General features: G+C 37.0%; 16 protein-coding genes. 12 read left to right on the top strand and 4 right to left on the bottom strand.

The window, feature by feature from the left end; translation table 11 throughout:
- Positions 1 to 9 precede the first annotated feature (9 nt).
- Positions 10 to 717, top strand: coding sequence for a WecB/TagA/CpsF family glycosyltransferase (locus MMB69_RS22565; RefSeq protein WP_221785860.1), 708 nt, complete (start codon positions 10 to 12; stop codon positions 715 to 717).
- Positions 718 to 753: 36 nt separating this feature from the next.
- Here the strand turns inward: MMB69_RS22565 and MMB69_RS22560 are convergent, their stop codons facing one another.
- Together MMB69_RS22560 and MMB69_RS22555 are read right to left on the bottom strand one after the other, a co-directional pair.
- Positions 754 to 2,283 (bottom strand): flotillin family protein, encoded by a 1,530-nt coding sequence (locus tag MMB69_RS22560; RefSeq protein ID WP_221785859.1) that lies wholly within the window; start codon positions 2,281 to 2,283, stop codon positions 754 to 756.
- A 20-nt stretch (positions 2,284 to 2,303) separates the two neighbouring features.
- Positions 2,304 to 2,837, bottom strand: a complete 534-nt coding sequence (locus MMB69_RS22555) for an NfeD family membrane protein (protein ID WP_013059777.1) — start codon at positions 2,835 to 2,837, stop codon at positions 2,304 to 2,306.
- Positions 2,838 to 3,465: 628 nt separating this feature from the next.
- On the opposite strand from MMB69_RS22555, the gene MMB69_RS22550 reads away from it, so the two are divergent.
- Positions 3,466 to 4,518 (top strand): glycosyltransferase family 4 protein, encoded by a 1,053-nt coding sequence (locus MMB69_RS22550; RefSeq protein WP_153252761.1) that lies wholly within the window; start codon positions 3,466 to 3,468, stop codon positions 4,516 to 4,518.
- A 38-nt stretch (positions 4,519 to 4,556) separates the two neighbouring features.
- Here the strand turns inward: MMB69_RS22550 and MMB69_RS22545 are convergent, their stop codons facing one another.
- Both MMB69_RS22545 and MMB69_RS22540 read right to left on the bottom strand, forming a co-directional pair.
- A complete protein-coding gene (locus tag MMB69_RS22545; RefSeq protein ID WP_221785858.1) occupies positions 4,557 to 5,555 on the bottom strand; it encodes an LCP family protein in 999 nt (332 codons plus the stop codon).
- A 196-nt stretch (positions 5,556 to 5,751) separates the two neighbouring features.
- The gene (locus MMB69_RS22540; RefSeq protein ID WP_221785857.1) at positions 5,752 to 6,387 is read right to left on the bottom strand and encodes a YigZ family protein; all 636 of its coding nucleotides are present in this window, start codon (positions 6,385 to 6,387) and stop codon (positions 5,752 to 5,754) included.
- 439 nt (positions 6,388 to 6,826) lie between these two features.
- On the opposite strand from MMB69_RS22540, the gene MMB69_RS22535 reads away from it, so the two are divergent.
- From MMB69_RS22535 to MMB69_RS22490, 10 genes are all read left to right on the top strand, one after another.
- Complete coding sequence (locus MMB69_RS22535; RefSeq protein ID WP_025752518.1) at positions 6,827 to 7,975, top strand: sensor histidine kinase; 1,149 nt, start codon at positions 6,827 to 6,829, stop codon at positions 7,973 to 7,975.
- A 77-nt stretch (positions 7,976 to 8,052) separates the two neighbouring features.
- Complete coding sequence (locus tag MMB69_RS22530; RefSeq protein WP_013059772.1) at positions 8,053 to 8,736, top strand: response regulator; 684 nt, start codon at positions 8,053 to 8,055, stop codon at positions 8,734 to 8,736.
- A 423-nt stretch (positions 8,737 to 9,159) separates the two neighbouring features.
- A complete protein-coding gene (gene fliS, locus MMB69_RS22525) occupies positions 9,160 to 9,591 on the top strand; it encodes a flagellar export chaperone FliS (protein ID WP_221785936.1) in 432 nt (143 codons plus the stop codon).
- A 119-nt stretch (positions 9,592 to 9,710) separates the two neighbouring features.
- Positions 9,711 to 10,148, top strand: coding sequence for a YaaR family protein (locus tag MMB69_RS22520; protein ID WP_221785856.1), 438 nt, complete (start codon positions 9,711 to 9,713; stop codon positions 10,146 to 10,148).
- A gap of 106 nt (positions 10,149 to 10,254) precedes the next feature.
- Complete coding sequence (locus tag MMB69_RS22515) at positions 10,255 to 11,100, top strand: DegV family protein (protein ID WP_221785855.1); 846 nt, start codon at positions 10,255 to 10,257, stop codon at positions 11,098 to 11,100.
- A gap of 79 nt (positions 11,101 to 11,179) precedes the next feature.
- Positions 11,180 to 12,688: an ATP-dependent helicase ComFA gene (locus tag MMB69_RS22510; protein WP_260507026.1), complete on the top strand. Its 1,509-nt coding sequence runs from the start codon at positions 11,180 to 11,182 to the stop codon at positions 12,686 to 12,688.
- Between the two features lie 191 nt (positions 12,689 to 12,879).
- Positions 12,880 to 13,377 (top strand): ComF family protein, encoded by a 498-nt coding sequence (locus MMB69_RS22505; protein WP_260507025.1) that lies wholly within the window; start codon positions 12,880 to 12,882, stop codon positions 13,375 to 13,377.
- 61 nt (positions 13,378 to 13,438) lie between these two features.
- The gene (locus MMB69_RS22500) at positions 13,439 to 13,852 is read left to right on the top strand and encodes a TIGR03826 family flagellar region protein (protein ID WP_221785853.1); all 414 of its coding nucleotides are present in this window, start codon (positions 13,439 to 13,441) and stop codon (positions 13,850 to 13,852) included.
- A 159-nt stretch (positions 13,853 to 14,011) separates the two neighbouring features.
- Positions 14,012 to 14,266, top strand: a complete 255-nt coding sequence (gene flgM, locus MMB69_RS22495; protein WP_014457790.1) for a flagellar biosynthesis anti-sigma factor FlgM — start codon at positions 14,012 to 14,014, stop codon at positions 14,264 to 14,266.
- Between the two features lie 21 nt (positions 14,267 to 14,287).
- Positions 14,288 to 14,749, top strand: coding sequence for a flagellar protein FlgN (locus MMB69_RS22490; RefSeq protein ID WP_223260217.1), 462 nt, complete (start codon positions 14,288 to 14,290; stop codon positions 14,747 to 14,749).
- The last annotated feature ends 10 nt before the right edge of the window (positions 14,750 to 14,759 follow it).

The raw sequence follows: 14,759 nt of genomic DNA, 5'->3' as shown, positions 1-14,759 counted from the left end.
GGTGATTTAATGAAGGAAAACATCTTAGGAATAGACGTTTGTAGCGACACGTACGATGAGCTAGCGGTAAAGTTACTTCAGGATATAGATAAAGGCCGAAAATCATTTATTGTAGCAATCAACCCTGAAAAAATTATGAAAGCACAAGAAGACAAGGAATTAAAGTTACTATTAAACCAGGCGACTTATCAAATTCCAGATGGAATCGGTGTGATTTTAGCTTCAAAGCTCAAAAAGGGACGTATTCGTGAGCGTGTAACGGGTATTGATATGATGCTGAAGCTGTGCAAAGAAGCAACAAATAACGGTAAAAGAATTTTTTTATACGGAGCCAAGCCTGGCATTGCAGATGAAGCCAAAGCTAAGTTGGAAGAGATGTTTCCAGGGATTTTAATTGTTGGAACATTAAATGGCTATGAAAAAAATGAAGAAGTCATTGAACGTACGATTAATGATTCAGGAGCAGAAATTGTGTTTGTCGCTTTAGGCAGTCCAGCGCAAGAAAATTGGATTATTGCTCATAAAGAGAAACTTAATCCTTCTGTTTATCAAGGCGTAGGCGGCTCGTTTGATGTTATTTCAGGACGCTTGAACCGGGCACCGGCTGTTTTTCAAAAATTTGGTTTAGAGTGGCTTTATCGACTCTTAAAAGAACCATGGAGATGGAAGCGTCAGTTAGAATTGCCTAGGTTTCTTCTTAGAGTGTTAAGAGGTTAAAAAAGCATGCGGATTATATCCGCATGCTTTTTATTTTTAGATATCTTCTTTTTTGTTTTGTTGCTTGATTTCATCCGTTAGTTCGTGCAAGCTTTGTCGCACATTTCCTTTTCCAGAAAAGTTTTCAATCAATTCCTTTACATCTATACCTGAGGATGCTTTCAGCGATTCTTGAAGAGAAGACATTAAGTTTGTTGCATAACCAGTCACTTTATTAGCTCCGCTGCTTTCACCGTTGCCTCCTGTATCCACAACCGTAATTTTATCAATATTTGCTAAAGGACTTGCAACTTGTTTTGCATATTCAGGAAGCATTTTGATAATCATATCTAAAATAGCCGCTTGACCAAACTGCTCGAATGCTTCCGCAACTTTTTGTTTAGCTTCTGCTTCTGCTAAACCTTTTAAGCGGATAATATCAGCTTCAGATTCACCTTGGGCACGCTGAGCGTCAGCTTTTGCTAAACCATCAATTCGAACGCGTTCAGCTTCAGCTTTAGCCATTGCTTCAATTCGATATTTGTTGGCGTCTGCTTCAGCAAGCTGTTTTGCTTTTTCAGCTTCTGCGGATTGCTCAACAGAGTAACGATCTGCATCTGCTTTCTTCTTTACTTCAGAATCGTATTGACGTTCACGACGAAGAATTTCTTTTTCTTCTAATTCAATTTGTTTCTGGCGTTCAATAATGCGGATTTGCATTTCTTGTTCTGTTACATCTTGTTTTGCGCGAGCCGTTTCTAGATCATATGCTTGGTCAGCACGAGCTTTGGCAATATCTTGTTCGCGACGATATTCAGCGGTTTTTAACTGATTCATCTTTTCAGCTTCCGCGATTTCTGTATTTCGCTCAAGCTCCGCTTTTTGGGCATCTTTATGAGCCTCAGCACGCTTGATTCTTGTTTCTTTTTCAGCTTCAGCTGTTGCAATGTCAGCATCTCGCTTAACTTGAGCAATACGAGGTTTCCCTAGAGATTCTAGATAGCCGTTCTTATCCCGAACGTCTTTAATTGTAAACGATACAATAATTAACCCCATTTTAGCTAGATCTTGTGAAGCTACGCGCTGTACTTCTTGAGAGAATTTTTCACGGTTTTTATAAATTTCTTCTACCGTCATAGAACCAAGAATCGAGCGAAGGTGACCTTCTAAGACTTCTCTAGCTTCGGTTTCACGATCTTCTTTTGCTTTGCCTAAAAACTGCTCAGCGGCCGTTGCAATTTCTGAAATAGAACCTCCAATTTTGATGATTGATACCCCATCAGCCATAACAGGAACACCTTGTTCTGTATATACTTCAGGTGTAGATACTTCCAGTTTGCTTGACAGCAAGCTCAGAGGCTCAGCCTGCTGAAAAACTGGCAGCACAAACGTACCGCCGCCGCGAACAATTTTAATGCGGTTTCCGGATTCATCGACGTGCACGTTTTTATTTCCTAGATAGCTTCCTGTTACAATTAACGCTTCATCCGGACCTGCTGTACGGTATTTTGTAATAAATACGGCAATCAGCGCAATTAATAAAAAAACAACAATTCCAACGACAACTAATATAGGTGTTGAAAACATAAAACTCCCCCTAATACTATTTATAATGAGTGATTGGTCATAACTTCTTCATAAATCACAACGAGTGCGTTGCCCCTTTGTATATCTACAACAAGCACTTTGCTGCCTAAAGGTATAGCAGTGTTTTTAAAGCTGGCAGCGGGTTTGGAGATAGTGCCGCTAACCCCTTCGATAAATACTTCTCCATAACCATCTGCAGGAACGGAAGTAATAATGGTACCAAGTCTTCCTTTTAACGAATCTTCAGTAAAAGCAAGAGATTCTTCAGCCGATGATAAAGGAATTAATACAAAAACGTTGAGCAAAATAACGAGTAGAAGGGCAATAAGAGCGGAAATTGAAATAATCCAATAATTTTGCAATGACGTATAGGTGAACAAATATCCACTGGCACTAAAGAATGTTAAAAAAGAAAAAAGAAGAGTGGGGTTAAAAAAAGGTATCGCTTCAGATAATCCATCTAACAAATCGCTAAATAAAATGTATAAGAAGGTGAGACTTCCGCAGATAATTAATCCATACAAATACACTGTTTGAACAGATAGACCAAACATAGTTCATTCAACACCCCCTTTATGTAAGATAATTGATGCTGTTTCTACTATGTATTACGAACCGTATCGAAAAAAGTTTCATTTTTTTGATTAAATTCCTTTTTTGTTTAATTTTACCTCTGTCTATTTCATTATATTTTAACTTTTAAATGATATAAGATAAGGACAACGATTCAGTGAATGTGGTTTGAAGTAGTGGACATGCATAGGTCAAAAGTTTGTTCATATAATGAGTGGGGCTATGTGAAATAAAAATAAAGGTTTAAATATGCTTAATAAAAAGGAAAAAGAGTTAGAGATGACGAATAAATTAGACGAAAAGGGGGGAGTTCGCTTATATTTTAATAAAGTATAGTAAAGAAAATGTTCTACATAAAACAACCACATAACAATAAAGTAAATCAGCTGTTTATACACCAAAAAATACAGTTTTTTTCTATTGATAGTTTGTAAATGTGCTAATTTTTGAGAATAAATTTCTATTTAAGTAGTAGAATCATTGTGATATAATCCATTTTGGGAATAAGTAAGTAATTATTGTGATACGCAATTTGAAATACTATCCAATTATATAAAGTTGGATACATTTTTTATGGTTTTGGTTAACATAAACCTGAGGAGGGTCTCCATGCTATATTTGACCTTGTTTATTTGTTTTATTACATCTATTCTGATCACTCCGCTGGTTAAGAAGCTGGCGTTTAAAATAGGTGCAACGGATAAACCAAATCAACGAAAAGTTCATCAAAAAATTATGCCTCGCCTTGGAGGTTTGGCGATATTTTTTAGTTTTCTTATTGGATACCTCGTTTTACAGCCTGACAGTAAATATGCGCTGCCGATTTTAATCGGAAGCATCATTATCATCATTACCGGTGTCTTGGATGATATGATTGAGCTATCCGCTAAAATCAAATTAGGCGGTCAGCTAATAGCGACATTAATTGTTGTTGTATACGGTGGAGTCCAAATTGACTTCATTAACTTGCCGTTTGGCGGAAAATTAGAATTCGGAATGTTAAGTATTCCAATTACGGTATTATGGATTGTAGGAATTACCAATGCTATTAATTTAATTGATGGATTGGATGGATTAGCTGCCGGCGTTTCCTCTATTGTATTGATTACCATCTCGGGTATGGCTATTATGATGGGCAATGTGTTTGTGACAAGCATGGGTTTCATCGTATTGGGAAGTACGCTCGGATTTTTGTTTTACAACTTTCACCCCGCTAAGATTTTCATGGGTGATACCGGTGCACTATTTTTAGGCTATATGATTTCTGTATTGTCTCTGTTAGGGTTTAAAAATGTAGCGGTCATTTCCTTCATTGTTCCAGTTATCATTTTAGGGGTGCCAATTTCAGATACATTCTTTGCTATTATTCGCCGAATCGTAAAAAATCAACCGCTATCGGCTCCTGATAAATCCCATTTGCATCATTGTTTGTTGCGCTTAGGGTACAGCCATAGACAAACGGTTTTAATTATTTATGGAATGAGTGCGATATTTGGTTTAGCGGCAGTTATCTTCTCAAAGGTACAAACAATGTGGGGGTCTTTTCTTGTACTAGCTATCCTCCTTGTAGCGATTGAAATTATCGTTGAAAAGATAGGGCTAGTTGATAAGACATACAGGCCAATCCTCAATATGGTTCGTGGGCTTCGTTTGAAAAATTAATTAAAAAGACCTCTTGGATATCCAAGAGGTCTTTTTAATTATTCTGTTGTATCTGAAGTTGATTCAATGCCTAAGTGCTTGCGGAGCTTTTCACTTACTTTTTCCACTGAATCATTATCTAGTTTGAAGTAGTAAACGCCGTTAATTTTTTCATCACTACCGTTTAAGTTAATGGTTTCAATATCAACTTTTTTCGAAGCATAATCATAAAACGAAAGCATTTCACCAAACATTAAGTTCGTTTTCATATTATCGCCGACCGCTTCAATAAGATTGCCATATTTATTTAAGGACCCGATGGATGCAGCTTTTTTAATCATAGCTTCGATCAACTGCTGTTGTCTTTTTCCACGCTCAATATCGTTGTCTTGTTTTCGTGTTCGAGCAACGGCTAATGCTTCTTCACCGTTTAAATGTTGATTTCCTGGTTTTAAGACAATGGCATTATGACGATCTTTTGAGTCCTTTTCACTCATCGCATAAGGTACATCAAAATCGATTCCTCCAAGTGAGTCTACAATGTCTGTGAAAGCTTTAAAATTCACTTTAACATAGTAATCAACAGGAACATTAAACAGCTGTTCTACCGTTTCTACAGTTGCTTTTGGACCTCCGTAAGCATGCGCATGAGTAATTTTATCTTTTTTGTTCACTTCAGGTATATAAACCCGCGAATCTCGAGGTATGCTTACAAGCTTTACGGTTTTATTTGTTTCGTTAAAGGTTGCCAAAATTAAAGCATCTGTACGGGCTGAATTTCCGAATTTCCTGGTTTCACTATCATCTACGCCCATAAATAAAATGGATATATCATCTTTTTTGGGATCGATTTTACGATCACGCATAGGAGAATTATCGCGATCTCCGAGTCCTTCATAAGAATCAGAAGCTACTGTTTTAGCTTTAACAAATAAATAAGAGCCATAAGCGGTTGCAGAAAGCCCTAAAATAAGGATAGGTAACAGAAAAAATGTAAAAAGCCTTCGTTTTCTTTTCCGTTTGTTTACTCTTTTTTGAAAACGTCTATATTGAGCCATACGGTTTCTCCTTTTATTCGTATATTCGAACACTTATTGTGACACTTAGTATGTGTTATAAATTGGAATGTATGAATCAAACTCGTCAAAGCTATGCATCTGTACGAGGTTTTTTACTCATTGACAAGTAGCGCAACCATCAGAATAGTTGCGCTATTTATCAATTGTACAATGTTTTTTAATGAGAGTAAATAATTCATTCTACATCTTCTTCTAAATAGGTCGTCTCACCTGCTCGAATATCTGCTTGGCCGTTTGTTAGCTCGGTCATCCATTCAGTAAATGCTTCTGTTTGAGCTTCCTCTACAAATGTTTCAATCTCTACCATATCTGCGTAGTGGATTTCTTTTAATAGATAAACGGAACTGCGAAGCTCATTTTCTAATTTTCCAAGCCATGTATAGTCGACGGTTGTATGCATAACCGCCATGAGAGTTCGTTTCACTGTACCTAGTTCATTTAACGCTTCGGAAACAGATTTCCCATATGCGCGCACCAAGCCACCTGCGCCCAATTTAATGCCTCCGAAATAGCGCGTAACGACGACCACCGTATCTTTTAAGCCTCTTTTTTTGAGCACTTCTAACATTGGTACGCCTGCTGTTCCACTTGGTTCTCCATCATCGTTTGCTTTTTGAAATTGATCTCGTTCTCCAATTAGGTAAGCTGAACAGTTATGAGTAGCACTCCAGTGCTGTTTTTTAATGTCTTGGATAAATTGCTGAGCTTCTTCCTCAGTTGTTACACGTTTCATATGACAAATGAATCTAGATTTTTGAATAGTGATTTCATGTGAACCTTCTTGTTTTACGGTATAATATTGTGATAACAATCAAAAAATCCTCCTTAGCGTTATAAATAGAAGAAAAACGGGTATTTACGTACTGTTTACTTGCTATTAGTATAAAATGTTTATGAAAAGACATCAATTAATCAAATTCAATATCACTTGAACAAGCTATACAGAATATACGTTATAATAAAAGAGTGTGCAGGCTTGTATAGCTAAATAATGAAATGATTTAAACAGGCAGTTAGTCACTGTTGAAGAGTGAGCGTAAATGGTAATCTATTCAAATAACGCGAGTCAAGCGTCGATTGATGTCGAGTTTGAGGGTACTAAAAACAACCGTTACTTTTTGGATATAAAAAGTCAGATAGGGAGAAAATATGGATCTTATCCTCACAATTCAGATAGGTCATACGAATACTATATATAGCATGAACGTATAGACATTTCTCCGAATGTGAGTATAGTTTGGGGTGAGTAAATGTCGAAACATAAATTAACAAGCAAGGCACTTGATGAAATTTTTGAGAAGATTATTGGCACAGTGGGAGATAGTAAAAATGAAGTCTATCGCCTTTCTGAAGATGCCAGACAAGAATATCAGCAAATTAAAGAAGAGTTAGAAGTGTTAAAAGGAAAAGTTCTTGAGACGATAGAGCAAGGCGATAAATTGGAAACTCAGGCAAGGTTGGCTCGAAAGCGTTTGTCAGATGTGAGCAGACATTTTCAAATTTATTCAGAGCCTGAAGTAAAAGATGCTTATGAAAAAGCACACGAGTTACAAACCAAGCTGTTGATGAATCAGCAAAGCGAATATCAGCTGCGTAATCGTCGAGATGAACTAGAAAGACGCTTGCTTACATTGGAAGAAACGATTAAACGTGCAGATCACTTAGTAGGTCAAATTTCCGTTGTGTTAAATTATTTAACAAGTGATTTAAAACAAGTAGGGGAAATAGTAGAAGATGCTATTCAAAAAGAGTATTTTGGCTTTCGAATTATTGAAGCTCAGGAAGAGGAACGGAAACGTTTGTCAAGAGAGATTCATGACGGCCCAGCTCAAATGCTTGCAAATGTTATGATGAGATCGGAATTAATTGACCGAATTTACCGGGAACGTAGTGCAAAAGAAGCGATGGAGGAAATTCGGGATTTACGAAAAATGGTTCGTTCTGCCCTATACGAAGTGCGTCGAATTATATATGATTTAAGACCGATGGCACTTGACGACTTAGGTCTAATTCCGACGCTGCGTAAATATCTTGATACAATCGAAGATTATAACGAAGGCAAGCCTCGGATTACGTTTATTTCCATTGGACAAGAGAAGCGAACTGCTTCAAAATTGGAAGTAGCACTGTTTCGTCTAGTGCAAGAAGCTGTAACGAACGCATTAAAACATGCAGACGCGACGGAAATCCAAGTGAAGATAGAGTTTAACAATGAACACGCTATTTTGCTTGTCAAAGATGACGGCTGCGGTTTTGATCAAGAAGAGAAAAAAGAGAATTCGTTCGGCTTAATAGGAATGAAAGAGCGTGTTGATTTATTAGATGGGACTATTTCTGTTCATTCGAAAATTAACCAAGGCACGCTTGTTATGATTAAAGTACCGATTATAGCCGCTTAAAAAGGCAGAGATATGTATATAAATAGGGGTCAATATAGAGTAAAACATTTGTTGTTCGATTTGGGGAGGAATCAAACATGCAGACAAGAATTATCATAATCGACGATCACCAATTATTCCGTGAAGGAGTAAAAAGAATTTTAGATTTCGAAAAAGATTTTGAAGTAGTTGCAGAAGGTGACGACGGTAGCGAAGTTATTGACCTTGTAGAAGAACATCAACCTGATGTTGTAATCATGGATATTAACATGCCGGCTGTAAATGGTGTAGAAGCTACGAAAAAGCTTGTAGAAGTAAATCCGGACGCTAAAGTTATTATTTTATCTATCCATGACGATGAGACATATGTAACTCATGCCTTACAAACAGGGGCACGAGGCTATCTGCTAAAAGAAATGGATGCGGATGCGTTAATTGAAGCGGTGAAAGTAGTTGCAGAAGGTGGTTCATATTTACACCCTAAAGTAACACATAGTTTAGTAAAAGAGTACCGTCGACTAGCAGCTCAAGGACAATCGTCTTCTTATCCGCACGAACCAATTGAGATTCGCCGTCCACTACATTTGTTAACACGTCGTGAGTGCGAAGTGCTACAACTGTTAGCTGATGGTAAAAGTAACCGAGGAATCGGAGAAGCATTATATATTAGTGAAAAAACCGTTAAAAACCATGTAAGTAATATTTTGCAAAAAATGAATGTAAATGATCGTACTCAAGCTGTTGTTGTGGCAATCAAAAACGGTTGGGTAGAAGTAAGATAAGTTCAAAAGTCCGATATACCACTAGGTATATCGGACTTTTTTTTTCTTTTTATAACTTCTTTTGAAATTGTAGGTAAAAAGTCATGTTTAATGAGAGAGGGAAACAACCGATAAGTTAAGGAGAGAAAATATCTTTTAGGAAGGAAAAGGATGATACCTTTACACATTTACTCGTCCTTTAACTTCACTTAACCATAAAGGAAATCTTAAGGGTCCTACAACCTTCGACGAAAGCATCCATACCTCAAAACAATGTCCATCAAGTTGATGCATGCTCTTGTAAAAAAAGGTCTTTAATACATTCGGATACATATGAGGTCGTAGAAGAATTTATTCAAACCTCAACGGGTGTCCTTTAAAAAATTTAAAAGTTAGCTTTTAGTGGAATAAATAGAAAACTGATTTAAAGAAGACAAGAAGGTGATGAAGCTGAATTTTATAACGGAAGAATTAATCTATCATAAATCTCCGCAAGAGCTAACAGCTATGATGTATGAAAAATTTATTCAAAATATTGATGACGCTGTTATAGCAATTCAACACAGCGATTATTTTACAGCGAATGAAAAAATTAAACAGTGCAACGATATTTTATATCGGCTAGGAATTGGTTTAACATATCAAGCAGGTATCATTGCAGAGCAGTTAGATATCTTATACAACTATATGTCTGAGCGATTAATTAGGGCTAATTTTAAAAAAGATACGTTTATTTTATGTGAAGTTCAACAAATGATGAAGAAGCTTTCTAACGCTTGGAATGAAGTGTTAAAAGCGACGCCTAAAGTTACCTCTTCGCTCCGAAAAAACAAGCTGTCTTCTTATGAACAGCACATAAGTATCATTCTTAGCTAAAGGATAATCATCACATCCACGCATCAGATGCCTCTCGAAACTTTCAGCTAATCAAGCTAGCGCATCTAAAAGTCTAAATTGAATGGATTGTATACTAACAGAGAAAGGAGAGATACATAGTGGAGGTACAGCGAATTAACAGTCTTTCTTCTTCCGTGAATCTCATTAGAGAAAAAGAAGTAAGTGGTTCGGTTTCATTTACAGGAGTAATGGCCAAGAAACAAAAAGAACTAACTCATGAACATTTAACTCAAGTGATAAATAAAATTGAAGAACAGGGAAAGCAGTTAGTGAAAAGTCAAACTATTGATTCTTTGCGGAAATACAAGACGCTTGTGAAGCAGTTTATGAACGAAGTCGTTAAAAATGGTTTTGAACTTCATGAAGAAAGAGGATTTAATCATAGAGGAACGACTAAAGTATATAAGTTAGTGAAAGAAGTGGATACGAAACTAGTTGACTTGACAAATGATATCCTTCGAAAAGAAAAAGACAGTTTAAATTTACTCAAGCGGGTTGGAGAAATTCAAGGTTTGTTAATTAATATGTATACGTGAGGGAGCTTTTACTAATAGGTAAACCTCTCGTTACATGCATTTTAATCCTAAATGTTGTAGAATAGAGTGAAATTATTTTATATAACAAAGGATGGATCCCTATCTTATGAAAACAGCAATTATTACAGATAGTACCGCCTATATATCAGAGGAAATTCGATCAAACTATCATATACATATGGTACCGCTAAGCGTTATTTTCGGTGAAGAAACATATCGTGAAGAAGTAGATATGACTGCAGATCAATATTTTGAAAAAATTAAAGAAGCAAAAAATCTTCCAACCACTTCTCAGCCTGCTATCGGAGAATTTGTAGAGTTGTTTGAACAGTTAAAACGAGATCAATTCGATGCTGCTATCGTTATTACGTTATCTAGTGGAATTAGTGGAACGTATCAGGGTGCTTTGACAGCAGGTAGCATGGTAGAAGACTTTGATGTGCACGTATTTGATTCAGAAATCAGCTGTATGGTTCAAGGCTTTTATGCGATTGAAGGAGCCGAGATGGTCGGATTAAATAAACATCCTGACGAAATCATTGCCCGTTTTGAAGAGATGAAACTATCAATGCGTGCGTATTTTATGGTAGATGATTTATCTCACTTGCAGCGTGGAGGTCGCCTAAATGCTGCTCAGGCTATTATCGGAAGTCTGCTTCAAGTAAAGCCCGTGCTCCATTTTGAATCTAAAAAAATTGTTCCGTTTGAAAAAATTCGTACGCGTAAGCGAGCATTAAAACGAATCACCGAGCTTCTTGATGAGGATGCAAAAGAAAACGTACCTATGAAAGCTGTAGTTATTCATTCTAATCGTGAAAATGAAGCAAAAGAAATTCAACGAGACTTAGAACAAGAATATCCTCATATTGAATGGAGTCTTTCTTATTTTGGCGCTGTCATTGGCACGCATTTAGGTGAAGGTGCCATCGGTATAGGCTGGTATAAAAAGTAACTGAAAACCAAATCATTTGATTTGGTTTTTTTGCAGGAAAAAACACCTTTTTTTGCGTGTATAGATGTGTACGATAAACATGGAAAGGAATGAAGATATGCTTTTTACTGTTAAACAAGAATTGCTAAATCCCGTTCAAGTACCTAGCCCAGCTGCTTTTCCTCTCTCAAAAATCAATACGTGGAGAACTCCACCTTTAAATCCTTCATATCCCTACTCTTTAGATCTTCAGCGCTCTCTAAGCGGAAAGCAGCTTCTACTAACCCAGATTCCCTATCCTTTATCTCTCATTCATGAACATTATCTAAACGGATATATTTCCTATCAAAAAGCACTTACCCAAAAAGAAAACGGATATAAATGCAACCGGTGTGGAAGTGATAGCCCCTTTTATTTTGCTTCATTTCCATGCAGTAGATGTCACCAGGACTGCTACTATTGCCGAGCATGTATCGTAATGGGCAAAGTAAGTGAGTGTACACCCTTTATAAACTGGGAAGGACCAGCAAGTAATGTCATGCCAAAAAGCAGCGTGATGAATTGGAAAGGAACGCTGTCTAAAGCTCAAGAACGTGCTTCAAATGAACTCATTCAAGCTATCAAAAAGGATGAAGAGCTGTTAGTTTGGGCTGTTTGCGGAGCAGGAAAAACGGAAATTTTATTTAAAGGTATTGAAGCAGCGTTGAACAGCGGAAAGAAAGTCTGTATTGCTACTCCAAGAACAGATGTAGTGATTGAGTTAAAGCCAAGAATTCAATCGGCATTTCCGGATATGTCTGTGCTGGCTATGTATGGAGGCAGCGAAGACCGTTTTCATGAATCCTCTCTTATTATTTCCACCACTCATCAACTTCTGCATTATTATCAAGCATTCGATGTGCTGATTATTGACGAAGTAGATGCATTCCCGTATTCGACAGAGCCTATGCTGCACTATGCTGTTGCAAAAGCAGCTAAACACGCTGCATCAAAGATTTATTTAACAGCGACTCCAAGTGAATCATTAAAAAAAGACGTTGAGCAAGGAAAAAAACAAGTAGTTAAAATTCCAGCCCGCTATCACCGAATGCTTATTCCTGTTCCTCGGTTTGAATGGTGTGGCAATTGGAAGAAAAAAATGAAAACAGATACTTTGCCTGCTAATGTTGAGAAATGGCTGAAAAAAAGAATAGATGAAGGGAAACAATGTTTTATCTTCGTCCCGCAAATTAAGTGGATTGCTCCGATCACAGACATGATTCGAAAGCTGACCGAAAAGGTAGACGGTGTCCATGCTGAAGATTCCCAGCGAAAAGAAAAAGTAATGAAATTTAGAGAAGGGCAGCTAGTTATTCTAGTAACGACAACAATATTAGAGCGAGGCGTAACGGTTCCCAACATAGATGTTGCAGTATTGGGAGCAGAAGAAACGATTTTTACTGAAAGTGCTCTTGTTCAGATTTCAGGAAGAGTAGGGAGGAGTGCTCAATTTCCAACGGGCGACGTGGTCTTTTTTCATTATGGGCAATCTCTGTCTATGCGAAAAGCAAAAGAACATATTAAATATATGAATGCTCTAGCTTGTAAAGAAGGGCTGATTGATCAATGACAATATGTCTGATTTGTTTTGAACCTCTTGTCTCTTCATTCGATTGGAGGTCATTGTTAAAACCTTCTTCAATGGACAGGATTTGCACTGTTTGCTTGCAAAGATGCTCTATCATTAGCAGTAGCATTTGCAGGGGGTGCGGCCGCTCCCTTGCAGACCTGGCTCCTTCTCATTATGAGCTAGACACATGTATGGACTGTCAGAAGTGGAATAATGCTTCTTTTTCTAACCGTTCTCTTTATACGTACAATGATTTTATGCAAAGCATAATAGAACGTTTTAAATTTCAAGGAGATTATGAAATTATCCAAGCATTCAAGGAGCAGTGGTATAAGTTCTATAAAAAAGAATGTAATCCAAAAGCTATACTAGTTCCTATACCTTTAACGGACGAAAGATTATATGAGAGAGGGTTTAACCAATCCTTAGCGCTAGCTGAGCTTCTCAGTGACAATATAGAAATACCTCTTATTCGCTGTTCAGGAACAAAGCAATCAAAGAAAAATAGGCGAAGTCGGCTGACAGAAAGGCTGGAATTTAAAGTAGTCGATTCCTCAAGGGTTACGAATCAAGAATTTCTCTTAATTGATGACATTTATACAACGGGAGCAACCGTGCGCCAAGCGGCAAATTGTTTGCAGGAAGCTGGGGCACGTTCGGTTCGTTCGCTCACTTTAATTCGTGCATGAAGATGTATAATTTCAAACTTTGACCGATAGTAAAATAAAAAACAAATGAGGAGTTTCGAATATGGGAACGTTAGATAATTGCAGGGAATGCGGTCATTTATTTGTAAAAAATGGATCAATAAACATGTGTAAATCATGTTTTGACAAAGAAGAAGCTCTGTTTCAACGTGTTTCTTCATTCTTGAAGAAAAGAGCAAATCGTACAGCAACGACTTACGAAGTGATGAAAGAAACGGGCGTTTCAGATTCGTTAATTCATCAATTTATTCGACAAGGTCGCTTAGTACTAACTAATTTTCCAAATATAAGCTATCCATGCATGCAATGCAACGCTCAGATTCGAGAAGGGAAACTTTGTCATTCATGCTCTCAAGAAATTAAACATGGGTTAGAAAAGCATAATCGTGAGATGATTCGTTCAAATGAAGAGCCGACGCGTCCCACCTATCGTTCTAACGAAAGGAAAAAAGAGTAAAAGTGTGCTGAGTGTTTGCAGGTTCTCTATCTATAGACCTATGTTTAAGGTGGACTGTGAAAATGGTCTCAACTTCCTTGCCGATGCTAAAGGTTTGGGTGGAAATTCCGATATAATGAATAGAGATAACGGATACAAATATAAAAAGAGGTGAGAGAGATGAAGATTAACCCATCGAACTTATTTGGAATAAATCCGTACAAAAAACAATCAGAAAAAACAGAACAGGTCTCTAAAAAGAATCCACAAGATCAGATTCATATTTCATCTGAGGCGAAGAAACTTCAGGGAAATGAACCATCTCCAGAAAGACTTGAAAAATTGGAGAAACTAAAACAGCAAATTAACAGCGGAACATACGAAATTAACGGAAAAGAAATTGCTAAAAGTATTGTAGATTTCTATAAAAAATAAAAGGACTGACATTGATTGAACGTGCAAGAAATTCAAACGATACTAGAAAAACAAGTAACGCTTCACAAAAGTTTGTCTGTCATTGTTAAAGAGAAAACGAATTTTATTATTAAACAAGATGTAAAGGCATTGACGGCTTCTTTGCAAAAAGAGCAATCTCATATAGCTGCTATTTCTGCACTGGAAACAAAACGTGTAGAAGCGATGGAAAAAAGCGGGCATGCTGCTCGCTCTATTGAAGAAATAGCAGGCTCATTCTCTGAATACTCCATCTTGATACCCTTTCAAAAACAGCTAATAGATATCATTCAAGATATAAAGTATGCAAATGACTTGAACAATCAGCTGCTCACACAGTCTTTGCAGCTGATTCATACCGAACTAGACCTTCTTGTTCCATCGAAACGAGAGGATTCGTTCAATTACACAAAAACAAATAATAGATCGTTTCAGTCCAACTCTATTTTTAATTCGAAGGTATAAAGAACGGAGG

It is taken from the genome of Priestia sp. P5, from assembly GCF_029522155.1.
GTDB lineage: Bacteria > Bacillota > Bacilli > Bacillales > Bacillaceae_H > Priestia > Priestia megaterium_E.
This window is presented reverse-complemented; position numbering and strand designations above follow the sequence as displayed.

What these genes read in the sequence shown, in the direction of transcription:
- MMB69_RS22560 (WP_221785859.1), bottom strand. Translation starts at nt 2,283, where the DNA reads ATGTTTTCAACACCTATATTAGTTGTCGTTGGAATTGTTGTTTTTTTA.
- MMB69_RS22565 (WP_221785860.1), top strand. Translation starts at nt 10, where the DNA reads ATGAAGGAAAACATCTTAGGAATAGACGTTTGTAGCGACACGTACGAT.
- MMB69_RS22550 (WP_153252761.1), top strand. Translation starts at nt 3,466, where the DNA reads ATGCTATATTTGACCTTGTTTATTTGTTTTATTACATCTATTCTGATC.
- fliS (WP_221785936.1), top strand. Translation starts at nt 9,160, where the DNA reads ATGAAGCTGAATTTTATAACGGAAGAATTAATCTATCATAAATCTCCG.
- MMB69_RS22515 (WP_221785855.1), top strand. Translation starts at nt 10,255, where the DNA reads ATGAAAACAGCAATTATTACAGATAGTACCGCCTATATATCAGAGGAA.
- MMB69_RS22505 (WP_260507025.1), top strand. Translation starts at nt 12,880, where the DNA reads ATGGACTGTCAGAAGTGGAATAATGCTTCTTTTTCTAACCGTTCTCTT.
- MMB69_RS22530 (WP_013059772.1), top strand. Translation starts at nt 8,053, where the DNA reads ATGCAGACAAGAATTATCATAATCGACGATCACCAATTATTCCGTGAA.
- MMB69_RS22545 (WP_221785858.1), bottom strand. Translation starts at nt 5,555, where the DNA reads ATGGCTCAATATAGACGTTTTCAAAAAAGAGTAAACAAACGGAAAAGA.
- flgM (WP_014457790.1), top strand. Translation starts at nt 14,012, where the DNA reads ATGAAGATTAACCCATCGAACTTATTTGGAATAAATCCGTACAAAAAA.
- MMB69_RS22500 (WP_221785853.1), top strand. Translation starts at nt 13,439, where the DNA reads ATGGGAACGTTAGATAATTGCAGGGAATGCGGTCATTTATTTGTAAAA.
- MMB69_RS22535 (WP_025752518.1), top strand. Translation starts at nt 6,827, where the DNA reads ATGTCGAAACATAAATTAACAAGCAAGGCACTTGATGAAATTTTTGAG.
- MMB69_RS22555 (WP_013059777.1), bottom strand. Translation starts at nt 2,837, where the DNA reads ATGTTTGGTCTATCTGTTCAAACAGTGTATTTGTATGGATTAATTATC.
- MMB69_RS22510 (WP_260507026.1), top strand. Translation starts at nt 11,180, where the DNA reads ATGGAAAGGAATGAAGATATGCTTTTTACTGTTAAACAAGAATTGCTA.